This is a genomic window from Roseovarius sp. (genome assembly GCF_027019125.1).
Lineage (GTDB): Bacteria > Pseudomonadota > Alphaproteobacteria > Rhodobacterales > Rhodobacteraceae > Roseovarius.
Genome location: NZ_JALUXE010000024.1, coordinates 109,959 through 131,933 on the forward strand (window position 1 = coordinate 109,959; position 21,975 = coordinate 131,933).

Annotated in this window: 24 protein-coding genes; 9 read left to right on the forward strand and 15 right to left on the reverse strand. The window is 64.0% G+C overall.

Going from position 1 to position 21,975, the window contains the following annotated elements; genetic code table 11:
• Positions 1–7 precede the first annotated feature (7 nt).
• From MVC20_RS07840 to MVC20_RS07855, 4 genes are all read right to left on the reverse strand, one after another.
• On the reverse strand, positions 8–673 hold the full coding sequence (locus MVC20_RS07840) for a flagellar basal body L-ring protein FlgH (protein WP_297540202.1): 666 nt from the start codon (positions 671–673) through the stop codon (positions 8–10).
• Between the two features lie 8 nt (positions 674–681).
• Positions 682–1,470, reverse strand: coding sequence for a flagellar basal-body rod protein FlgG (flgG, locus tag MVC20_RS07845; RefSeq protein WP_297540081.1), 789 nt, complete (start codon positions 1,468–1,470; stop codon positions 682–684).
• A 127-nt stretch (positions 1,471–1,597) separates the two neighbouring features.
• Positions 1,598–2,182, reverse strand: a complete 585-nt coding sequence (locus MVC20_RS07850) for a sel1 repeat family protein (RefSeq protein WP_297540083.1) — start codon at positions 2,180–2,182, stop codon at positions 1,598–1,600.
• Between the two features lie 51 nt (positions 2,183–2,233).
• Positions 2,234–2,584 carry a hypothetical protein gene (locus tag MVC20_RS07855; RefSeq protein ID WP_297540085.1) on the reverse strand — a complete coding sequence of 117 codons (351 nt, stop codon included), beginning with the start codon at positions 2,582–2,584 and terminating at the stop codon, positions 2,234–2,236.
• 146 nt (positions 2,585–2,730) lie between these two features.
• Between MVC20_RS07855 and MVC20_RS07860 the strand changes: the two genes are divergently transcribed.
• On the forward strand, positions 2,731–3,231 hold the full coding sequence (locus tag MVC20_RS07860) for a hypothetical protein (RefSeq protein WP_297540087.1): 501 nt from the start codon (positions 2,731–2,733) through the stop codon (positions 3,229–3,231).
• A gap of 55 nt (positions 3,232–3,286) precedes the next feature.
• Positions 3,287–3,433: a hypothetical protein gene (locus tag MVC20_RS07865; protein WP_297540089.1), complete on the forward strand. Its 147-nt coding sequence runs from the start codon at positions 3,287–3,289 to the stop codon at positions 3,431–3,433.
• 21 nt (positions 3,434–3,454) lie between these two features.
• Here MVC20_RS07865 and MVC20_RS07870 read toward each other — a convergent pair whose 3' ends face one another.
• The 11 genes from MVC20_RS07870 to MVC20_RS07920 all read right to left on the reverse strand — a co-directional run bounded on the left by MVC20_RS07870 (position 3,455) and on the right by MVC20_RS07920 (position 14,832).
• Complete coding sequence (locus tag MVC20_RS07870) at positions 3,455–3,676, reverse strand: hypothetical protein (RefSeq protein WP_297540091.1); 222 nt, start codon at positions 3,674–3,676, stop codon at positions 3,455–3,457.
• Positions 3,676–4,005 (reverse strand): hypothetical protein, encoded by a 330-nt coding sequence (locus tag MVC20_RS07875; protein ID WP_297540093.1) that lies wholly within the window; start codon positions 4,003–4,005, stop codon positions 3,676–3,678. The genes MVC20_RS07870 and MVC20_RS07875 overlap by 1 nt, the downstream gene beginning before the upstream one ends.
• Positions 4,002–4,400, reverse strand: coding sequence for a flagellar protein FliS (locus MVC20_RS07880; protein WP_297540095.1), 399 nt, complete (start codon positions 4,398–4,400; stop codon positions 4,002–4,004). The genes MVC20_RS07875 and MVC20_RS07880 overlap by 4 nt, the downstream gene beginning before the upstream one ends.
• A 96-nt stretch (positions 4,401–4,496) precedes the next feature.
• Complete coding sequence (locus MVC20_RS07885; protein WP_297540097.1) at positions 4,497–8,252, reverse strand: Hpt domain-containing protein; 3,756 nt, start codon at positions 8,250–8,252, stop codon at positions 4,497–4,499.
• A gap of 37 nt (positions 8,253–8,289) precedes the next feature.
• Positions 8,290–8,694, reverse strand: a complete 405-nt coding sequence (locus tag MVC20_RS07890; protein ID WP_297540099.1) for a response regulator — start codon at positions 8,692–8,694, stop codon at positions 8,290–8,292.
• Positions 8,695–8,759: 65 nt separating this feature from the next.
• Complete coding sequence (locus MVC20_RS07895) at positions 8,760–10,565, reverse strand: methyl-accepting chemotaxis protein (protein ID WP_297540101.1); 1,806 nt, start codon at positions 10,563–10,565, stop codon at positions 8,760–8,762.
• A 147-nt stretch (positions 10,566–10,712) separates the two neighbouring features.
• Positions 10,713–11,234: a chemotaxis protein CheW gene (locus MVC20_RS07900; protein ID WP_297540103.1), complete on the reverse strand. Its 522-nt coding sequence runs from the start codon at positions 11,232–11,234 to the stop codon at positions 10,713–10,715.
• Between the two features lie 2 nt (positions 11,235–11,236).
• A complete protein-coding gene (cheB, locus tag MVC20_RS07905; protein ID WP_297540105.1) occupies positions 11,237–12,364 on the reverse strand; it encodes a chemotaxis-specific protein-glutamate methyltransferase CheB in 1,128 nt (375 codons plus the stop codon).
• Positions 12,364–13,173, reverse strand: a complete 810-nt coding sequence (locus tag MVC20_RS07910; protein WP_297540107.1) for a protein-glutamate O-methyltransferase CheR — start codon at positions 13,171–13,173, stop codon at positions 12,364–12,366. Before MVC20_RS07910 ends, cheB begins: the two co-directional genes overlap by 1 nt.
• Positions 13,173–14,384, reverse strand: a complete 1,212-nt coding sequence (locus MVC20_RS07915) for a chemotaxis protein CheW (protein WP_297540109.1) — start codon at positions 14,382–14,384, stop codon at positions 13,173–13,175. The genes MVC20_RS07910 and MVC20_RS07915 overlap by 1 nt, the downstream gene beginning before the upstream one ends.
• A 139-nt stretch (positions 14,385–14,523) precedes the next feature.
• On the reverse strand, positions 14,524–14,832 hold the full coding sequence (locus MVC20_RS07920; RefSeq protein WP_297540111.1) for a hypothetical protein: 309 nt from the start codon (positions 14,830–14,832) through the stop codon (positions 14,524–14,526).
• Positions 14,833–15,197: 365 nt separating this feature from the next.
• On the opposite strand from MVC20_RS07920, the gene MVC20_RS07925 reads away from it, so the two are divergent.
• The 7 genes from MVC20_RS07925 to MVC20_RS07955 are packed head-to-tail and all read left to right on the forward strand — an operon-like array spanning position 15,198 to position 21,970.
• Positions 15,198–16,334: a sigma-54 dependent transcriptional regulator gene (locus MVC20_RS07925; RefSeq protein ID WP_297540113.1), complete on the forward strand. Its 1,137-nt coding sequence runs from the start codon at positions 15,198–15,200 to the stop codon at positions 16,332–16,334.
• Positions 16,335–16,346: 12 nt separating this feature from the next.
• Complete coding sequence (gene fliE, locus MVC20_RS07930; protein ID WP_297540115.1) at positions 16,347–16,673, forward strand: flagellar hook-basal body complex protein FliE; 327 nt, start codon at positions 16,347–16,349, stop codon at positions 16,671–16,673.
• A 31-nt stretch (positions 16,674–16,704) separates the two neighbouring features.
• The gene (gene fliF, locus MVC20_RS07935; protein WP_297540117.1) at positions 16,705–18,399 is read left to right on the forward strand and encodes a flagellar basal-body MS-ring/collar protein FliF; all 1,695 of its coding nucleotides are present in this window, start codon (positions 16,705–16,707) and stop codon (positions 18,397–18,399) included.
• Positions 18,396–19,433 (forward strand): flagellar motor switch protein FliG, encoded by a 1,038-nt coding sequence (gene fliG, locus MVC20_RS07940; protein WP_297540119.1) that lies wholly within the window; start codon positions 18,396–18,398, stop codon positions 19,431–19,433. Before fliF ends, fliG begins: the two co-directional genes overlap by 4 nt.
• Positions 19,434–19,437: 4 nt before the next feature.
• Entirely contained in the window at positions 19,438–20,226 is a 789-nt protein-coding gene (locus MVC20_RS07945) for a FliH/SctL family protein (RefSeq protein WP_297540121.1), read from the forward strand.
• Positions 20,223–21,557, forward strand: coding sequence for a FliI/YscN family ATPase (locus MVC20_RS07950; RefSeq protein ID WP_297540123.1), 1,335 nt, complete (start codon positions 20,223–20,225; stop codon positions 21,555–21,557). Before MVC20_RS07945 ends, MVC20_RS07950 begins: the two co-directional genes overlap by 4 nt.
• Entirely contained in the window at positions 21,554–21,970 is a 417-nt protein-coding gene (locus MVC20_RS07955; RefSeq protein ID WP_297540125.1) for a hypothetical protein, read from the forward strand. The genes MVC20_RS07950 and MVC20_RS07955 overlap by 4 nt, the downstream gene beginning before the upstream one ends.
• The last annotated feature ends 5 nt before the right edge of the window (positions 21,971–21,975 follow it).

Here is a 21,975-nt window from a genome sequence, read left to right on the forward strand (position 1 = left end):
GCGCCCTTCATAGCGGCGACACGGTTTCAAAGGCGCGGCGCAGCCAGCCTTGCTTGGCGGTATCGGCCACATCGCCCGCACCCACATATTTGATCTCGGCATGGGCGATCCGGTCAGACCGCACGACGTTGTCGGCGGAAATATCCGTAGGCCGCACCACTCCGCGCAGACGGATGTATTCCTGACCATTGTTGAGCGTCAGTTTCTTTTGGCCCACGATTTCGAGGTTGCCACCGGGGAGCACCCGCACAACGGAAACCGATACGCGGCCCGTCAGAGAATTGGACTGCGTGGCATTGCCCCGCCCGGCATAGCTGCGGGTGGTGCCGCTGGTCAGGCGACTATCGTCAAAGCCGAAGGACAGAACGTCGGGCAGGTCCAGCTCGAAACTGTCGGTCTTGCTTGATCCCGCCGCCTGCGATTTGCTCGCGGCAAAACGCTCGGAGAATTCGACCGTCAGAATGTCGCCCACGGATCGCGCGCGCCGGTCGGCAACGAAGAGACCGTTGGAATATCCGGCATAGATCGAGCCTGTGGGCATCAGGCGCGATTGCTGCACCTCTTCGACCGGGTAAACCGGCGCATAAAGCTCCGATTCCGCCTCTTCGATCTGGGTGGAACAACCGGCCAGCGCAACAAGCGCGACAGCGGTGCAGGTGAAACGGCGCATCAGGATCCCCTTCAGAGATTATTGGCGAGATAGCTCATCATGTCGTCCGAGGCCGAGATGGAGCGGGAGTTGATTTCATAGGCGCGCTGCGCTTCGATCATGTCGACCAGCTCCTGCACCACGTTGACATTCGAGGTCTCCAGCGTGCCCTGAAGCAAGGCCCCCATGCCGTCCTCGACCGGATTGCCCACGATCGGCGCGCCGCTTGCGGTGCTCTCGACCACAAAGGTTTCGCCCACCGGCTCCAGCCCGCGCGGATTGGCGAATTGCGCAAGGGTCAACTGCCCCACCTCCTCGGCCTCGACCGCATCGGGCAGGGTCACGCTGACGATGCCGTCACGGGAAATGCTGATGCTGGTGGCCTCGGCGGGGATCTGGATTTCGGGCTGCACGATGTAGCCGCTCGACGTGGTCAGGACACCATCGGCATTCTGCGAGAACGTGCCGTTGCGCGTGTATCCGATCCGCCCATCCGGCATCAGCACCTGAAAGAACCCCTTGCCGTCAATCGCCAGATCCAGCGCGTTGTCTGTCGTGGTCAGGCTGCCTTGGGTATAGATCTTTTCGGTGCTGACCAGCCGCACACCCGTTCCCAGCGTGGTGGGTGCCGTCTGTTCGGTCGCCTCGGATGTCTGCGCGCCGGCAGGCCGCAGCGTCTGATAGAGCAGCGTTTCGAAATTGGCGCGGTCGCGCTTGAAACCGGTGGTGTTGACGTTGGCCAGGTTATTGGAAATCACCTGAATACGGGCTTGCTGCGCATTGAGCCCGGTTTTGGCCACATGCATCACGTTCGAGGACATCGGCGCTGCCTTTCCTGAGGTCTCTGTTCGATCTCAGTCTGCAAACGTCGTGCCAGCCCGATCTGGTTTTACGACCAATGCGCCGGTAATTTTAGCGCCATGCCGAAAAAATGAGATGGGCGGCCTCTCACGGCGCGCGCCCGCAGCTCTCGGGACGGGCATCCGTGGGCATCTCGGCGCACCATTTGGCAAACTCTGCCCCCGCGCGCTCTTGCACTGCCAGCCGCGCCTTGGGCTCCAGCCCGGCCATGGCCACCTCCCGCAGCGCAAAGCCGCCCGGCTCTTCAAAGGCAGCGCCCAGCGTGAACCAGAGCGCCGCCTCTTCCATCCGGGCGGGACTGCGCAATTGCGCCTCGACCCGACCGAGCGCCACGAATTGTCCCGTCACACCAGCCTCGGCCCGGGCGCGCAGATCGGCCAGCAACCGATCCGCCAGCCGGGCGCGGGCCGGTTCGGTCAAACGGTTCAACAGAAGATCGCTCACGTCCATTGCCCGGGTCTCGCCCGCAAGACGCGCCCGCCATGCCCAATAGGCCGCTGCCTGATCGTCCTGCGGCACGCCCTGCCCGCGTGCCAGCATCACCGCAAGGTTGACCTGAGCCGCCCGGTGCCCGGCCTGTGCCAGATCGGCGAAAATCGCCACAGCCGCCCCGGCCTGTCCATCTTGTGCCAGGGCCACGGCCCGGCCGAAATCCGGCGTAGACCCGGCCATCGCGGCCGCGCCGCATAACCAAACCGTAGATGCCAGCAAGAACCGCCGCATCTACTTGCCCGCCATCATCACCAGTTGCAGATACATCATGCGCCGTCGCTCTCCGTCCGGGCGCTGCTCATAGACCACCAGACGATGCCGCTGCGTGGGGGTCATCTCGACGTCGATGCTGACCGTGTCGGGCAGGTGAATATCGTGCTGCGCCAAGAGCGCCTTGGGATCGGCCAAAAGAGCGGTGCTGAAGGCGCGATCAATCCAGCTCCGGGCCAGAGCCCGCCCAAGGATTTCCGGCAAATGCCGCTCGACCAGCGAAATATCGTGCAGATTGGTGCTCCGCCGCACCAGAGGAAAGGCGTCCGGCGCTTGGCCCGGCGCGGCCTGTCCCGCAGACCGGCGCAACATCCTGAATTTTGACAAGGCGCCCGCCACTCTGCCCACTCCTTCTGGTTTCACCGCGTCGCTTGGGCGATACGGTTCCTCACAGACACAACGACAAAAAACCCTGTCAGTTTAGCGTCGCTTGGCGCGGTCCTTGCAGTTTGCCCTGCATGACCCGGATTTCGCCCCGCCAGCCGCTCATCATCTTTGCCCTGACTGCAAGTCTCGGGCCAATGGCGCTTGGGGCTGCCAGCCTTTGGGTCCTGCGCCACACGCCCAGCGTGCCACAGCCAATGGCCGCGACTGCCCCCACGGGCGATGCCCCCGCCGGACCCGAGCCGCGCCGCTATCTGCCGCTCAGCCTGCCGGTGACGGTGACTTTGCCAGACGGCGGCGGCACGGTCAGTATCGGCCTGGGTATCGCTCTGCGCGAGGCAGGCAGCATCGAACTCATGGCCCGGCTGGCCGACCGACAACTCGAGGCACAGGCCGAACTGGCCGATGTCGTGCTGCGCGCCGCCGAGAGCTATCCCGCCGACACCCGCCTCGCGGCGCTGCGCAACACCCTGCCCGAAACGCTGAAAGAGGCGATGAACGCCCGGCTGATCACCATGAGCGAGGAGCCTGCCATCCTGGAGGTTCTGATACTCGACTGGTCCCACGCCCCCTGATTGGCAGGCTTCTTGCATCCCCGAGACATATACCAAGCCCGTGAAAGGACATCCCATGATCTCCATGCGCCAGACCTTCATTCCCGCCCCCGGCACCGATCCGCACAAACTGGGTGTGGAACTCGTGATCTGCGACGAAAATGGCGAACCGCGGCGTCAGCATGTCTGGGGTCTGGTGCGCTTGCTGCGCCGCCTCTGCTAAGGGACGCGGGTCGCGGCCATTTCAGCGCGGCTGCCGCAGGTGCTGCCGAAGGCGCGTCGCAAAAGCAACAGTGCCGACCCCGAGGATCCCCCAACCTATCGTCAGCGGCGCGGGCATCAGCCCGGCCACCGCCGTGGCCCATCCGGGTTGCAGGTAGATCCCTGCGATCAACCCGCCCGCAATCGTCAGAAACATGCGCAGCTTGAGGCAGGTGGCGCAGGTCTGTTCCTGCCTGCCCGCCATCAGCGCGGCCCAGCCTTGCGATCGCAGTTCAGATAGACAAGATTTGCCCGGCCGCGCCCCGCGCGCTGCGCCGCCTTGGCCGACAGCATATCGGCGGTGCGCCGCACCGCATCGAGCGCCTCGGCAAGGATCGTGATGCGATCCTGTGCGCCATCTTCAGACAAGGACGCCCCCCCCACCAGCGCAATGACCGCGCAGCGCAGGGCATGATCGGCGCGCGACACAGCCGCCAGATCCCCTGTTTCTGCCGCCGCGACCAGCGCCGCCGTCAAGTTTCGGATCTGGTCGCCAAGAAGGCTGTAGGTCATTTGCTGCACCACACGTGTCATACCGCCTGCGCCTTGACCTGCGACCCGATTTGTTGCCAGGCGTCCAGAATGTCACCCATGGCAGCGGCAGCCTCTGCCAGGCGCGCGCCCTCTTCGCCGCGCATCGCCTTGAGCACGTGAAACCGCGCGAATTCATAAAGCTGGAAAAGATCCCCCGCCAGATCGCCGCCTGCCTCGAAATCGAGACTCGATTGCAGGATATAGATCGCGGTCAGAACCCGGTTGACGTGGTCCGCCGGCAACGGGCGCGCCTCTTGTTGGGTGCGCGCCAAGACACCGAGTGAGCGGTTGAGTTCACGCAACGTGACAAAAACGATGTCATAGGGATCGGTTGCCGCTTCCTGCACGAGGGTCTCGGCCTGACGGTAACGGGAACGGGCGAAGGCGAAACTCATCGAAACTTCCTTTGACATGATTGCCAGATCTGTTTGTCAAAACGGCAAATCGCGTCAGGATGTTAGCCCCGGCAGTATTGCCGCCGGGGCCTGGCGTCAGGCTGCGACGCTGGCCTTGCTCTCGTCGCCCGAAGCCAGCGCGCTGACGGCAACAACCATGCCCACCTCGCCACCGGACAGGACGGCGATGCCACTCATGTCGCGCATCCCCGACAGCACGCCCTGCAAGGGGCGCAGCATCACAAGCTGCTGACCCAAGAGCTCGTCAACCGGAATGGCGATGCGCGTCTGATTGCTGCTGAGAACCACATAGAGCCGCGCGCCAGCGGGCATGTCGGCCGGCTCTGGCAGCAACGGATGCACAGGCACAAGCGGGCCTTCGTCGATATGAAGCATCCGCGCGCCCCCAGAGGCCGCCACCGGCAAGAGCCGGTCGGTCTGAAGAATACGATGGATCGAATCCACCGGCAGCACATAGCGCACATGGCCCACCCGCACGACCATGCCATCAAGCACGATCATATGCTGCGGCACCCGCAGGTGGAATCGCACCCCGGCCCCGGCAGGAAGGCTGACACGGCGCAGCGCGCCCTTCTTGCGCGCCATCTCGTCGGCCAGCACGGCATAGGCCTCGGACACCGGAGCCTCGGGGCTGTTGTCGGTCAGCTCGACCCGCACGTGATCGCTTTCGGCCTCGACCGAGATATGAAACCGCGACGCCGGATATTCCCCGGAAAGCCGCAGATTTACCAGTGTCTTGAGCGGCCCGCGCAGTTCCTCGATCAACATCTGGTCGAGCATCACGTCGCCACCGACATAGGTGACAGAAGCATCGACACCGATCTTGCGGGCCTGCGTGGCCACGTAGGCCTTGAGCGGGCGCAACAGCACTTCGGAAGGGCGCGACCGTTGCGCCACGCTTTCCTGTTGCAGATGCGACAACTCTGCCGAGAGCTGCGCCCCCGACTCGCTGATTTCCTGAAGCCGCATATTGTGCTGCTCCAGCCGGTCGCGCAGGACCGAGCGCACGCGCTGCTCCAATTCGCCCACCCCGGTGGCGCGCAGCGCCTCCATCACATCCTGCACCAGATCGACCGAAGCAAGCTGTGTCAACTCGTGCTCGAGCTGCGCGTGGCTGGCGGAAATGGCCCCCACCGCCTCGAGCAGCGCGAGGCTATCGCCGACATCCGACATCGGGATAAGATCAAGCGTGTCGGGCTCTGCCGCCCCGGCCTCGGGTGCTTCGCGCACCTTGAGAGCCTGCGCCATCATCAGCCGCGTGCCCGTCGTGTCCAGCATCGCCAGCCGCTCGACCATCCGGTCCTCTTCAAGGCTCGATGCCACGAGGAAATCAAACAGCGTGGCCTTGTCCAGGAACACCGTGACGTTGGTGATCATCCGCACGACGCCCGTGGTGATCCACTCAAGGAAGCCCTGCGCCAGCGCGTCATCGTCATTCAGATCGGCCCGCAGCACATAGAAATGCAGGCCCTCCTTGATCGCCTCATGGGCGGTCTTGACGCTCTCGGGCGACATCACCCGGTGGAATTCCGGGGGCAGGCCCAATCGGGATTCGATGCTCTTGGCGGTCATCACACCGCTGGCTACGAAACAGGCGTTGGTCGCCTCTTCGAACATCTTTTCAATCCGCGAGGTGTCAGGCGTATCCCCCTGATCCAGCGCATCGAACACCAGTTCCATCGTGTCGACAAAGCCGCGCCCCATTTGGAGCAGGATCACATCCGGGGCCTTTTGATCAACGCGCACCCGCGCGAAGAGGTCGATCAGCGCCATCGTCAGTTGCGAGGCCGTTTCGATCCGGTAATTCAGACAGGCGAAATGCACCTGTCGCATCAAGGTGGAAAATGCCGGGAACCAGTTGGCACCGTCCTCGACGCTCCGCGCCTCCATTCCCTTGCGCAGGCTTTGCAGCGTCTCAAAGATATGGTCGACGCACCAGGCACCCAAGAGCTTGCTTGGGGGCATCATCTCGGCGTCGAACACCGACGCGGGCAAACTGCGCTCGACGCTGACCAATTCCTCGTACAACGCCAGTTCAGCAGCGCGATACGCATGGCCTGCCGGCTCTTGCGACAGTCTGTGGGCGCTGTCGACCAGCCGCACATATTCGCGCGGCGCGGCCAGATCGGCGATCCGCTCGGCAAGATCGCGGCGCTCTTCCATAGTGCAGGGCGTATCGCCCCCCATCCGCATGCCCTGGTCGGCAATCAGCGGGTAGAGCTCTGCGATAGCCTGGAAGAAAGCCCGTCCATCGGCGGCCGGATCAATCGGACCACGCGTCTGCGCCGGAGCGGCGTCCGCGTCGCCAAATTCTTGCGCGGCACGCGCGCGCAGCTCTGCCACATGGTCCTTGGCTGCGGCATGGCTCATGCCCGTGGCCTCGGCCACCGGATCCAGCAGCGCAACCCAGCCGGTCAGATCAAGCTGCTGCGCGGCATAGCGCAGACCGTCGGCCTCCTTGCGCAGGGCGGCGAGGCTCGAGTCCTCTGACCAATTCGCGCAGAGCGCGTCCATCTTGTCGAGCGTCTTGAACACCATATCGGCAAAGATCTGGTGATAGGTCTGATCCGCCCGCAACTTGCCTTCCGCGACCTCGGCCGCGGGTTTGGGTCGCGCCGTGGTCTTCTTGACCGGCGCGGCTTTGGCTTCCACTTGGGGTTCTGGCGCAGGTTCAGGTTCTGCAACCGGCTCTGAGACCACATCGACGGCGGGCTCTGGCATCGGCTCTGGTTCGGGGGCGGGCTCTTCGGCAACCTCGGGCGCGGCGCTTTCCCCGCTCAACAGGCGGCGGATCGCGGCGCTCAGGTCGCGCGTTGCGGCGAGGTCCGGCGCATCTCCGCTCAGGACCGGCTCCAACAGGGCCAGCCAATCGGCGAGGTTCAGCTGTCCGGCGGCATAATGCAGGTTATCCGCCTGCCTGTGCGCGGCGCGCGGGCTGGTATCCTCGACCCACTCCGCAACCAACGCATCCAGCGCGGCGCAGGTCTTGTCGGCCATGTCGTTGAAAATCTTGTGATGTTCCGAGTCGGGGGCCAGGAGCTTGCCCTCTGTCACCTCGGCCACGGTCTTGACCTGCGGCGCAGGTTCCGGCTCTGGCTCTGGCTCTGCTTCGGCTTCGCTCTGCGGCGCTCCGTCCTCTTCGGCTTCCAGCTCAGCTTCGGGCTCTGGATCATCCTCGGGCTCGAATTCCGGCTCGTCATCGTCGCCTTCGAATTCGTCAAATTCCGCGCCGTCGCCTCCGTCCAGCTGATCCAGCAAACCCGCCAGCCCCATGTCAAAGACGGGGGCCTTGGCTTTGGGGGCCGATGCCGCTTCAGGTTCAGGTTCAGGTTCAGACTTGGGCGCAGCAGGCGCTTCGGCGGCCGCTTTCTGCGGCACCACATCGGGTTGCGGCTCTGCTGTGGGCGCAGGCTCTGCCGGTTCGGCTTCGGCCCCGGTCAAACGCCCGATCATCGTTCGCAAATCCTGCTTGAGCCCCGCTGTCGGGCCCGGCTCCACATCGGCGCGGGTGTCGGCGGTCTCTTCGAGCATGCCGCGCAACGCGTCGCCGGTGCGCATCAGGATATCGGTGATCTCGCCATTCAGCGGCACGCCTTCGTCGCGCACCAGACCGATCAGATCCTCGGCCAAATGTGCCAGCCCCTCGACCTGCGCCAGTCCCAGCACGCGCGAGTTGCCCTTGAAGGTATGGACAGCCCGGAACAGCGCGCCGATATGCGCACCCATGTCGCCTTTGCCCCCTTCAAGGGCATCGAGCGCCGCTTCCATTGCGTCAAGGGACTGCGCGCCGTCATCGGCATACAGCATCCAGATTTCGTCCATCTCATCCATCATGGTGTCACCCGCCCAGTGGGTTGCATTCCGGCCCTCAGGCCCCGACCAGTGCCCGCATCACGCGCGTCAACTCGTCTCCGGTCTTTTCCTCGAGGTCATGCGACACTGTGCCGGAGGGCTTGGAAACCACCCCATCCGCACCCAGTTCGCGCGCCTTTGCCGCCAGGGGAGATCCCTGCACCGTCACCGAGGACAGCATACAGATCTTGGCCCGCGTCTTGAGCTTGGCGTGACGCAGAAACTCAAGCCCGTCCATCACCGGCATCTCGATATCGAGCAGGATCAGGTCGAGGTCGGGCAGGTCCGGAAGCTTGTCCAGCGCCTCTTGTCCGTTGGCGGCCTGCGCCACGAGCTTGAAGTCTTTACGCGACTTGAGAAAACTGGAGATGTAGAGCCGCATCATCGCGGCATCGTCCACCACCATTACATTATAAGGCATTGTCTTGTCTCCAAATTATATGGACTTTGGCAGAGGTGGGGCGGCACCGCGCCGCCCCCTCCCGCTCAGAAGCCGTTAAAGCCACGTGCGTCGAGATCGAGCGATCCGCCACCATTCACCCGCCCGTTGGGCTTGCTTCCCATCATGGCCTGGATCTGCGCCATCATCTCGGGCGTGAGACCGCTGAAGCCGCTCATCGGGACCGCCGCCGTCGTGCGGCGCAGCTTGAAGCGACCGATCTCTTCCTTCATCTGCTGGGTGGCGGCACTCATCTCGGCAGCGCCAGCGGCCAGTTCGTCCGCCTGCTGGCTGGTATCGAGCGCCGTCTTGGAAATCTCGGACATGGCGAGCGAGATTTGCGCCACGCCGCGCGACTGCTCGGCACCCGAGCGGTCGATTTCCTCGACGATATCCTTGACCTGCGTGATCTGCTGCGAGATGCCGGTAAAGGCCTCGGATGTCTCATCCGCAATGCGAACCCCCGCATTGACGCGGTTCGACGCATCCTCGATCAGATCCGAAGTTTCGCGCGCCGCCTTGGCGGACCGGCCCGCAAGGTTGCGCACCTCTTGCGCCACCACGGCAAAGCCGCGCCCATGCTGACCGGCCCGCGCCGCCTCGACCGCCGCGTTCAGCGCCAGGAGGTTGGTCTGGAACGCGATTTCGTCGATCACCTTGATGATCTTGGCGATGTCCTGCGACGAGGTCTTGATGCCATGCATGGCTGTGACCATGTCCTTGATCTTGGCGGCACCCTGATCGGCGAGACCCACGGCGCTGCTTACGAATTGCGACGCTTTCTGGGTCGACTCGGAATTTGCGCGCACCTGCTGATCGGTCTGGTTGACCGAAGCCGAGACCTCTTCGACCGAGGCCGAGGCAACCTGCGAATTGGTCGAGAGCGTCTGGCTCGAGTGGGCCACCTGGTTCACCGTGGTCGCGACCTGATCCACCTGTTCGGAGATCACCGCAAAGGCCCCGTTGAGGCTGCTGAACGCCTGCTCGAAGGACTCGATCACGCTGCGATATTCGCCTTTGAACTTGGACAGGTCCGCCTGCACGTCAAGATTGCCCGCGACGATGGAATCCGACAGCGTGCGAATTTCGCTGACCACTTCGCGGAAATTGCCGCGCACCTTCTCGATGACGCGGTTGATGAAGGCTTTCTTGCCGGGCAGCGTCGCGAAGGGCGTATCGAAATTGCCTTCGCCGAACTCCTCGACCACGGCGAGCGCGGCCTTCTTGGTGTCGATATGGGCCTTAACCATTGCATTCATCATCGCCGCTGCGCTGCGGACTTCACTCCGTTCGAACGCGTCATGGTCGACGAAGGCATCAATATCACCGGCATCATGCGCGGCGGCCATTTTCTCCATCTCTGAGGTCAGAAGCTGGAACTCATTGAGCGCGAGGTCATTCTCGGCCTTGATGCGCTTGATCTCGGTCACGTCCCGCCATTCCACCAGCACGAATTGCGATCCACGCTCGACACCGGCGACGGGGGTCGCGGTAAATTCCAGCGAGATGCCGCCAATCACAAAGGCACCTTCATGCGGCCCGGTCATGTTATCCATGATCCGGCGCTGATAATGCGGGTTCTTGTGGAACACATCGACATTCTTGCCGATGATCTCACGCGACCGGAAATGCGGCAGATCGCGACGGATATCGTTTTCAATGCGGTCGAACATCTTGAACGCGGCTTCGTTACAGTAGAGGATATTGTAATCCTCGTCCGCAACCATGATCGGATTGCCCAAAGAGGCCAGAAGCGAGGTTGCAACCACGCGCTTGGAAAAATCCAGGTCTTTCACGTCATCCATGCTGTCATTTCCTCTATTCTTGGCGTCACGGGTCGATTGGGTGGTCATCTCTTGTTTCCTTTCGGTGTCGTCGGCGGGCTGGTCCGGCGTGGGCTGGGGGGCTGAAACATCCATCCGCGAGTCATCCGCGGCACTGGACGTGGAAATCGGTTCCTGATCGGAAGCCGGGGGATCGGAGCGCGGGTCGGCCATGGATCAGGCTTCGGCCATCATCGGCGGGACGAGCGCGTCATCCTCGACCAGCAGGTTGACATTGAGCAGGATCGCTACCCGGTCTTCCAGACGGCCCAACCCCAAAACGAGGCTGCGGCCCTCGGCCCCCGAGAAGCTATGCGTCCGGTCGATCTGGTTGGCGGGAATGTCGAGAACTTCGTTGACGCCATCCACGATCAGGCCCACCGGCGCATCGCTCACTTGCAGCACGATCACCACCGTGCGGTCATCATAGGCCTTGTCCGGCATGCCAAAGCGCAGCCGCACATCCATAAGCGGGATCACCTTGCCACGCAGGTTGATCACACCCTTGATGTAATGCGGCACGTCCGGCACGCTCATGATCCGTTGCAGCCCGACAATCTCGGTCACAACTCCGATCGACACCCCGTAGAGTTCGGATCCGACCGGAAAGGTCAGATACATGGTGTCGATGGAATCCGACGGCTCGGCCTGGAGCTCGTTCTGTGGTGCCTGCGTATCGGCTAACGCGGTTTTAGTCATGGTCAGACTCCTCTATGGGTCATTCGGGGGGCCGGGGCGGCAGTTGCCCGCTGGGTTGCAGATGTCGTGCCAACCGAAGCCAGCAGTTTCTCCGCCATCTGGTCGAGCGGCACTTGTGCCAGCGCCGCCCCTCTCTCCCACGCACGCGCGGGCATTCCGTAGACCAGCGATGTGGCCTCGTCCTGAACAAAGGTCTGCGCCCCCGCGAGGCGCGCGGCCAGCAATCCGTTGGCACCGTCGCTGCCCATGCCGGTCAGCAGGGCTGCACTCAGGCGCGGCGCAGCCAGCTTTGCGGCCGATGCCAGAAGAACGTCGACCGACGGCGTTGAATAACAAACCGGATCGCCTGCGGTCATCTCGACCGCAAGTTCACCCGACGCGGCCCGACGCAAGCGCATGTGCCGCTCGCCGCCCGGCGCAATGAGGGCCAGGCCGGGGCTAAGTCGGTCGCCCTGTCGCGCCTCGCGCACCTCGATGGCACAGGTCGCATTGAGCCGTCGGGCAAAAGCCTCGGTAAAGCCGGCGGGCATGTGCTGAACAATCACCACGGGGGGGCAATCGACGGGTAACGCATGCAGCACCGTGCCCAGCGCCTGCACCCCGCCTGTCGAGGCCCCAAGCGCGATCACCCACTCGCGCGACCGCACAGGTGCCGCAAGCGCTTGCGATGAGGCTGGCGCGGCAGCCGCGACCGCGGTCTGCATCCGCTTCATGTCGACCCGCGCCACCGCCCGCACACGTGCAGCCAGGGTTGCCATTGCGATCGTGTCCATCAAGCCTGGCGCCACGCCTTGTGGCTTGGGCATCACATCGATTGCCCCGGCCTCCAGCGCCTCGATACTGCGCCGCGCCCCAAGCTGGGTTGTCGATGACACCACGATGGTCGGGATACGCAGCCGCGCCACGGTCTGACGCAGGAATTCCATGCCACCCAGCCCCGGCATTTCCAGATCCAACGTGATCACCTCCGGGCGACGGGCGACGACAAAGTCATGCGCCTCTTCGGCACTCGCGGCCTCGCCGATCACCTCGATGTCGGGATCAGCGGCAAGCGTCCGGGTCAGGAACCGCCGGAAAAAGGTTGAATCGTCGACAACGAGCACCGTGACGGGTGCGGAGGAACGGGTCATCATGACCTCCTACGATAAAGACCGGTGGCGACGGGCTCCCAGAGGGTGCCAAGTTGGCGCACGGATTCCGTCACAGAGGTGATCAGCCAGCCACCCGGCTCGACCACGTCATAGAGGGCATTCACCGTGGCAATCTGATCGGCCCGATCGAAATAATAGAGCACGTTGCGGCAGAAGACGGCCTGAAACGGGCGGTTGAACGGATAGGGTGTCGCCTTGAGGTTCATGCGCCGGAAGGTGCAGGCCTTGCGCAACTCGGGGGCCACGCGGTACTGATCCAGCCCGGCAGGCGTGAACCAGCGATTTACCCGCGCCGGGTCGGTCTGGGAAAACTGACGGGCAGAATAGATGCCCAACTCGGCCCGCTCGACCACCGGCTCGCTGATATCGGTGCCCAGAATATGCGTGCGGTTGAGAACGCCAGTTCCCAGCCGCTCGGCCAGCATGATGCCCAGCGTATAGGCCTCTTCTCCACTGGAACAGGCCGCCGACCAGAACCGGAATTCGGAACGCTCCTTGAGTTCAGGCAGGGCCAGGTCCATGAAATGGTCCAGCACCTCGATCTCGCGGAAAAAATAGGTGTGGTTGATCGAAGCCGCATGCAGCACAGCAAGCTGCAGGTCCTGCGCACTGGCGCGGTCCAACTCACGCGCCAGGTGGTTCAGATCTGGCAGGCCGAACCGCCGCAAGACGCGCTCCATTCGCTGGCGCAGCAAATTGGCCTTGGACGGGCCAAAGGTGATCCCGCAGCGGCGGCTCAACCAATCGCGCAGCTGCTCGAATCCGGCCTGATCCGCATGGATCTCCATCAACGCCCGCCTCCGTTTGCCAGTCGCTCGCAATCAAGCACCATCGCCACCTCGCCCGAGGCCAAGAGCGCAAAGCCCCAGCTCGCGCGCACCCGTGTCAGGGTGCCTTCCAGCGGCTTCATCACCACCTGCTGACGGTCGAGAATCTCATCGACCGGCACGGCAATCGGGCCAGAGGTCGACTCGAACACGATAAAGACCATCTCTGACAGCGGCGGCAGATCGCTGCGCATGCCGTCAAAGAATTTTTCCAACCGGCACACAGGAATGAACCGATCCCGCTGCCGCAGCATTTCGCAGCCACCCTCGGCCGAAAGGGCCAGGTGATCGCCAATGCCCGGTTTCACGATCTCGGCAATATCGTCGATCGGCACGCAATAGAGCTGCGTGCCCAGCCGCAGGATCACGCTGTCCAGAAACGCCAGCGACACAGGAATATGCAGCGACACGGTAGTGCCTTTGCCCTCTTCGCTCTGCACCCCGATGCGGCCCCGCAGATCCTTCATCGTGGTGTTGAGCACATCCATGCCCACACCGCGCCCCGACAGGGTCGTCACGGCCTCGGCTGTCGAGAACCCCGGCTCGAAAATCGCCTTCCAGACGGCGGCATCCTCGGGCTCTTCGGTCGGGCCGAAGAGACCCCGCTCGCGCGCCTTGGACAGGATCTTGCCACGGTTGAGACCGCGACCGTCGTCGATCACCTGAATTCGCACTTCGCTGCCCACCTGTGCGGCAGACAGTACAATCCGCCCCGCGGGCGATTTTCCCGCGGCCTCGCGCTCTGCGGGGGGTTCCAGCCCGTGATCGGCGGAATTGCGCACCACATGCAGCAACGGATCATAAAGACGGTCCGCCACCAGCTTGTCGATGGATGTATCCTCGCCACGCAACTCGAGGTCGATTTGTTTTCCGGTTTCGCGCTGCAGTTCGCGCACCATGCGCTTGAGCCTGCGAAACACCTCATCCACGGGCACCAACCGCAGTTCGCTCGCGGCGTCCTGCACTTCGCCCACGATCATCGACAGGCGGTGCGCGGCCGCTTCGAACCCAACAAGATCGAGATTGGCCAATTCCGGGGCATTGATGGTTTCGGATACCGAGAGCGACAGCTCTCCTACGAGATCCATCAAGCGTCCGATCTTATCGGAAGACACGCGTAACAACGCGCCGCCAGAGGCCTGCTCAGGTACCTGCTCTGCGCGCGCGGTCATGGCTGCAACCCTCTTTCAGGACACAGCTTTTCTGTGGACACACTCGACATGTGAATGGGTCTCTCCAAGACTGTCGGCTTGCTCGCCGGTTACATTTGAACGCAGGATTGCAACCGGCGTGCCAAGCTAGGGGGCGCCGTCAGGCGGCATCTTCGGTGTTTCCATCGAAATTGAAGATACAGACTCCTTCGAATCCCGTAGATCGAAAGAGAAAGGTCTTCTTCATAGTCTGGATGAAGCCCCCGTGTTTCTTTTCGAAGTTCTTGAGATCCGCGATGGTCGGGAAGAACAGGTTTACAGAAATGTCACCCTCCTTGCCGATCATCACCGTCAAACCGGAGATCCGACATTCCGGAATCGCATTCCCCAGAATCTCCGTGATGAAAGGGGCCGCGATCTGTGCCGCATCGAGGCTTGGAAACTTGAGATGATACGTTTTCGATAACATTTGTTGCCTACCAGTTGAGCTCTTCTGACTCCCCAAACGGACCCTTCCCCAAAAATGTGAGCGCTCAGGCGACATATCCTCCGAGTATCTTTAGATGGAGGCGGCTCGCTTTTGGCGCGAACCCGCACTGAAAGTGCTGGCCTGCACAAAGGACAGCATCCGCACTCCTGCCGACTGACGAAGCCTCGACACACGACAGTCGACACCCGCCCTTTTCGTCGGAGTTGCGACGTTTTTCTGGCGCAACCGGCCGGGTTGCCCCGCGAAATCACGCTTTCGGGCCAATCCGGGGCAAAAATGCCCGCAAAACCCGTCTGGCACGATCCCTGCTTACACATTTCATATCGCAATCAACGAGGTTTCCCATGGCCGACATCTGCATCACCGCCGCGAATTTCCCTCAGGCACAGGCCCTCAAGGCGCTGCTCGACGGGCGCCGTCTGAATGTCCGCATCGGCTATCAGCCCACCTGTCACACGCTTGTTCAGGGCGCACCCGTGACCGACCAGCGCGCGCTGGTGGAACTGGCCCGCAAGCTGGGGGCGAAACGCATCGTGGTGGTCGAAGGTCAGGCCGCAGAATTTGCCCTGCGCGAGGATCTGGGCGGGCGCATGCTGACCGTATCGCTGCCCGATAGCGGCCTGCCCGCCCTGCGCGATGCCGCTCTGATGGCCCTGGCCGATCTCTTGGCTGCGCCCTTTGGCACCATGGTTGCCGCAGATCCGAACTCGGGTGCCCTCATTGATATGGCCCGCCGCGTCGCCCGCTTTGACGTCAGCGTCTTTATCAACGGCCCCACCGGCAGCGGCAAGGAAGTGCTGTCGCGCCTGATCCACGCGGCTTCGCCCCGCGCCGACAAACCCTTTGTTGCGATCAACTGCGCCGCTATCCCCGAGAACATGCTCGAAGCGCTGCTCTTCGGACATGAAAAAGGGGCCTTCACCGGCGCCAACACCGCCAACAAGGGCTATCTGCGCGCCGCTGACGGTGGCACGCTGCTGCTTGATGAGATTTCCGAAATGCCGATGGCGCTTCAGGCCAAACTCCTCCGTGTCATTCAGGAAAAGGTCGTGACCCCGTTGGGCAGCCAGGCCGAAACCCCGGTTGATGTGCGCATCCTCGCCACTTCCAACCGCGACATGGAGAGCGAAATCGCACGCGGCACCTTCCGCGAAGACCTCTATTACCGCCTCAACGTGTTCCCGCTGGAAACGCTGGCCTTGTCAGCGCGTCCGCAGGATGTTCCGGTGCTGGCCCAAGCGATGCTGCGCCGCCACACGCCCGAAGGACTGCCGACGCCGCTTTTGTCGCCCGAGGCTTGCGACATCCTTACCGGCCATTCCTGGCCCGGCAATGTGCGCGAGCTGGAAAACGTCATGCAGCGCGCGCTGGTTCTGGCCGATGGCATGGTGATTGCACCTGAACATATCATGCTTGTTGCCCGCCCCACCTCTCTGTCCGCCGCGCGCCCCGCCGCAGTATTCACCTCTCTCGCCGCCTGATCCTGACCTGACATGAGCCTGACCGGCATCTCCTCTTCTGTCAGCATGATGCACGCCTCGCAGGCGGCAGCACGCCCTGACCCCATCCAGCGCCCGACCGCAATGGCCGACGCACAGGGGCCGGGCTTTGCCGAACGGCTGGGCAAGGCAGTTGAGAACGTGAATACCCAACAAGGCAAGGCCGCACAGGCCGCCCGCGACTTCGAGACCGGGCGCACCGAGAACCTTGCCGCCGTGATGGTCGAGCAACAGGTCGCCTCGCTTGGGTTCCAGATGACGATGCAGGTCCGCAACAAGGCGCTCACCGCCTATCGCGACATCATGAACATGCCGGTCTGAGCCTCAGACGAGAACCACGGAAGTAGAGAACATGGACGGATCGCAAACCACTCTCCCGGCACAAGCTGGCGCCACGTCGCTCGTACAGCGCGCGCGCCTTGCGCTCTCGGGCATGGATGGGTTCATGGCCCAGCCGGCCCTGCGCCGCGCCCTGCCGGCGATTGGCGTGCTGCTGGTCGTGACGCTCGGGCTGGCGGCATGGCTGTTGCTGGCCCCTGCCGACCGCGTGACCCTGCATGCAGGTCTGCCCGAGGCCGAGAAATCCCGTGCTCTCGACGCGCTGACCGCCGCCGGTATGGACGCGCAGCTAGACCCGTCGTCCGGCGCGCTGACCGTGGCTGCAGACCAGTTTCACAGCGCCCGGATGCTTCTGGCCACTCAGGGCCTGCCCGCAGGGGCAACCGACGGCATGTCGGCAATTGACGAGATGCCCATGGGCACATCGCGCCAGATCGAATCCGCCCGCCTGCGCCGGATGCAGGAACTGGACCTTGCCCGCTCCATCCAGGAATTGCGCCCGGTGCGCGCTGCCCGCGTGCATCTGGCCTTGCCGGAACGCAGCGCCTTTGTCCGCGACAGCCAGCCGCCCCGTGCCTCCGTGTTCCTGGAACTCGCGCCCGGCATGACCCTCGATCAGGCGCAGGTTCGCGCAATCGTCAGCCTCGTTTCCGCCGCCGTGCCCGATATGCCGCGCGGCAATGTCTCGGTCGTGGACCAGACAGGCACGCTCCTGACCAGCCCCGAAGAAGACCCGGTGCAGGCCGAGGCCGACCGCCAGATGCAGCATCAGCGCAGACTCGAAGCTGTCTACCGCGATCGGGTGCTGGCACTCCTGACGCCCATCGTGGGCGCAGGCAATGCCGCCGTTGAAGTGACGCTGGATATGGATTTCACCCGGTCCGAGATCACCAGCGAGGAATACCTGCCCGACACCGCCCTGCGCAGCGAGCAGAGCAGCAGCCAACAAACCAGCGGCGCACAGGTCGGCGGCATTCCCGGCGCCGTCTCCAACACGCCCCCCAACGAGGCGCAGATGGCCGACGCCGCCTCAAAAGCGGCCAAGAGCGGCACCACGAACAGCGCCACCTCCTCGACCCGCAATTACGAGGTTAGCCGCCGGGTGGAAACCCGCCAGCCCCAGACCGCCCAGATCAACCGCGTGCATGCCGCCGTGCTCTTGCACCGCCTGCCCACGCCCGAAACCCCCGCCGACGGCGATGCCGCGCCTGCCCCCGAGGCCGTGCCGCTCGCGGAAATCGAGGCATTGACCCGCTCCGCCATCGGCTTTGACGAGGCACGCGGCGACCTTGTCACCGTGGCCAGCGCGCCCTTTGTCGTGGCCCCCTCCCTCATTCCCGCAGAACGCTGGTATGATGCGGCCTGGCTTCCCACCCTGGGGCGCACACTGGCGCAACTCGCCCTCTTTGGCATCATCGTGCTGGGTGTCGTGCGCCCGATCCTCAATCGCCTTCTGCCACCTGTCGGGGCCACCACTGCCACCACCGGCATGACCTTTGGCGACGCCATCGAAGTGCCCCGCGGCGAGAGCCTGTCCGCCCTGCGCCAGCGCCTCGAGACCGCGGCCCCCAATGCCGATGACCTCAACGGGGCCATCACCTACGAGGAAAAGATCGACCTTCTGCGCCAGATGGCAGGGGCCGAGACCAACCGTATCGCGGGCGTCTTCAAGTCCATGATCGCCCCCACCGGTGAGGACCGTCCATGACCCTCGCGTTGCCTGCCCCTGCCGGAGCCAGTCCCGGCGCTGACCTGACCCCGGTGCAAAAGGCCGCCATCCTGATGATGGTCTTTGGAGAAGAGACCGCCGCGCAGATCCTGCGCGCCCTCTCCCCCTCCGAGGTTCAGGTGCTCGGCGAGGCCATGTTCACCGTGCAAGGTGTCGATCACGACACGGTCGACGCGGTGCTCAACGAATTTCTGGGACTGGTCAGCAATCAGACCGGCATCGGCATCGGTGCTGGCAATTATGTCCGCCAGGTGCTCGATCAGGCGCTTGGCGCGCACAAGGCGCAATCGGTGCTCTCGCGCATCGTGCCCACCAACAGCGAACGCCCGATTGAAATCCTCGACTGGATGGACCCATCTGCCGTGGCCGAACTGATCCAGGACGAGCATCCGCAGATCATGGCGCTGGTCATCGCCTCGCTCGACTATGCCCAGGGGGCCGAGGTGCTCAAACTCCTGCAGCCCGAGGCACAGCCCGAAATCATCCGCCGTATCGCCACGCTCAACACCGTGCAACCCGAGGCGCTGCGCGACCTCGAAGAGGTGATGCGCGCCAAGTTCAAGGCCAACACCACCCTGCGCGCCTCGCAGATCGGCGGGGTCAAGGCTGCCGCCCGGATCATGAACTTCACCCGTCAGGATATGGAAGAGCGGATCATGAAGGACATTCGCAAGGATGACAAAACGCTCTCCGAGGATATCCAGGACAATCTTTTCGTGTTCGATTACCTCATCAAATCCGACGAGCGCGCCCTGCAGACCGTGCTGCGCGAAATCGACACCGAGGTTCTTGTTCTCGCTCTCAAGGGTGCCAATCCCGCCCTGCGCGACAAGCTCTTGGGCTGTGTTTCGGCCCGCGCCGCCGCCAATATCATGGACGAGATGGAGGCCATGGGCCCGGTGCGTCTGAGCCAGGTGCAAGAGGCCCAGAAGCAGGTCATCACCGTCGCCCGCCGCCTGTCTGACGAGGGCAAGATAACGCTCGCCGGACGCGGCGGCGAAAAGATGGTCTGAGACCATGACCGCGATGCCCGCCCCTGACCTCCCCCCCGAGACCGGCGCACTGACGCCTGAGGATCTGCTGGCCCTCGTGCGCCGCTCATCGCAGCAATTCCAGCGCCGCCAGCCCGCAACACCAGAGGCACAGGCAGAAAGCGGCTTTGCCCCGCAGACCGTGGTGCGCCCCCTGCGCACGCAGCCGCCAGAGCCCGAACCCGCGCCCGTCGATACAGCGTCCGAACCCACCGCCGCCACCTTTACCCCCGCACCGCCACCGCCCACTTTGGACATCGAGGCAGAGCGCCGCGTCGCCTGGGCCGAGGGCCACGCCGCCGCGATGCAGGAGATCGAGGCCGCCTGCGCCAAAGCGCGCGCCGAGGCTCTGGAGGAGGCCCGCGCCACCGCGGCACAAGACATCGCCGAGGCGCGCGACGCCTTTACCGCCGCCGTCACCCGCCTCACCAGCGCTGAAAACGAGCGTCTCGCGGATCTGACCGCCAAGCTGGAGCTCGCCGTGCGCCACTTGGCCACCCAGCGCGCCGGGCAGAAGATTGACGAGGCCCCCCGTCCCTTTCTGCGCCGGATCGAAAAGATCACCCATCAGATTGCCGCCGGGGCCGAAGGGACCGTCGTGCTGATGAACCCGGCGGACCTCATTGCAATCAAACCCCATATCAAGGATTTCAGCCCGCTGGCCAAAGGCCGCCTGTCGCCCGACACCACGCTGGGGCGCGGCGATATGCGCCTGCGCATGGACGAGATCACCTTTTCCGACGTGATCGCCGAACGCGACGGGGGGCTGGCATGACCGATCTGCTCGCGCGTCTGGCCCAAGTCACCGAAACCATGACCGAGGTGCCACCCCCCGGCTATTCGGGTCAGGTGCTGCGCTACGATGGTCTCATCCTCGAATGTGCGGGCTTTCCCGCCAGCCCCGGCACCCGCTGCCGGATCGACACCGAGGATGGCAAGGGTGCCACGGGTGAAATCGTGGGCTTTGCCAATGGCCGCAATCTGCTCTTTCTCGACCAGCCCGGCGCGCGTATCACCCATGGCTGCATGGTGCATAAGCTGCGCGGCGGGCATAACGCCGCCATGGGCGACGCCCTCTTGGGCCGCGTGCTCGATGCCGAAGGCGTGCCGCTCGACGGCTTTGGCCCGCCCGATTGCCCCGACACCCGACCGCTCTCGGGGCGCGAACAAAACCCGCTCGCGCGGCAACCGGTCGATGCCCCCCTTGATGTAGGCGTGCGCGTGATCAACGCGGCCCTCACCGTGGGGCGCGGTCAGCGCGTGGGCATCATCGCAGGCTCTGGCGTGGGCAAATCCGTTCTGATCGAGATGATGACCCGCTATACCTCTGCCGATGTGATCGTCGTCGGGCTGATCGGCGAACGCGCCCGCGAAGTGGGCGATTTCGTCTCCAAGGTGATGACCGGCGAGAACCGTGCCAAGACCTGCGTCGTGGCCGTGCCCGCCGACCGCTCGCCGCTCCTGCGCCTGCGCGCGGCGCATCGCGCCACCGCGATTGCCGAATATTTCCGCGATCAGGGCAAACAGGTCATGCTGATCATGGACAGCCTTACCCGCGTGGCCCATGCCCGCCGCGAAATCGGTCTGGCGCTTGGCGAACAACCCACCGCCAAGGGCTATACGCCGTCGGTCATCTCGATGATCCCCGGGCTGATCGAGCGTGCCGGTCCCGGCCTGCCCGGTCAGGGCAGCATCACCGCATTCTATACCATTCTGGCCGATGGCGACGACACCACCAATGACCCCGTGGTCGACACCGCCCGCGCCATTCTCGACGGGCATTTCGTGCTCTCGCGCAATCAGGCGCAGATGGGCATCTATCCGGCCATCGACCTTACCCAATCGGTGAGCCGTGTGATGAAGGACATCGCCGAGAAACCCCACCACGCAGCCGCGCTGCGCCTGCGCCGCCTCATTGCCCTTTACATGGAGAACCGTGACATGATGCTGATGGGTGCCTATTCCCCCGGTCAGGACGCTACGCTTGACGAGGCCGTTGCCCTCTGGCCCCGGATCGAGAACTTCATCCGGCAGGACATCCACGAACCCGCCAGCCTCGAGGACAGTATCAGCGCCCTTTGCGCCCTGACAGGGGGTGCCGCATGAGCGCGCGTCAGCACCGCCTCCTGACCTTGATGGCGCGGCAGGAAAACCGCGATCTTGGACATCTCTCGATCCAGCTAGGCCACCTGCGCCAGCAGGAAATGCAGCAGTTCGACATCGCCGACCGTCTGGGCCAGATGCTCGACCAGACCGCTACCCTCTCGACCCAGCCGATGACCCCAGGCCAGCTCAGCACCGCGCATTTCATGGGTCGCACCTTGGTGCAACAGCTCGAGGCGACGCGCAGCCAGATTGCCCGCACACGTCAGGAACGCACCGCCGTGGAACAGGACCTCTCGCAGCACCAGCGTCGCCAGCAGATCCTGCAAGAGCGCGCCGACCTCTGCCGCCGCGCCCTGCATCTGGCCCGCGCCGAGGCCGAGGACAACGCCACCCAGCCCCGCCGCACGCGTTAAACCTG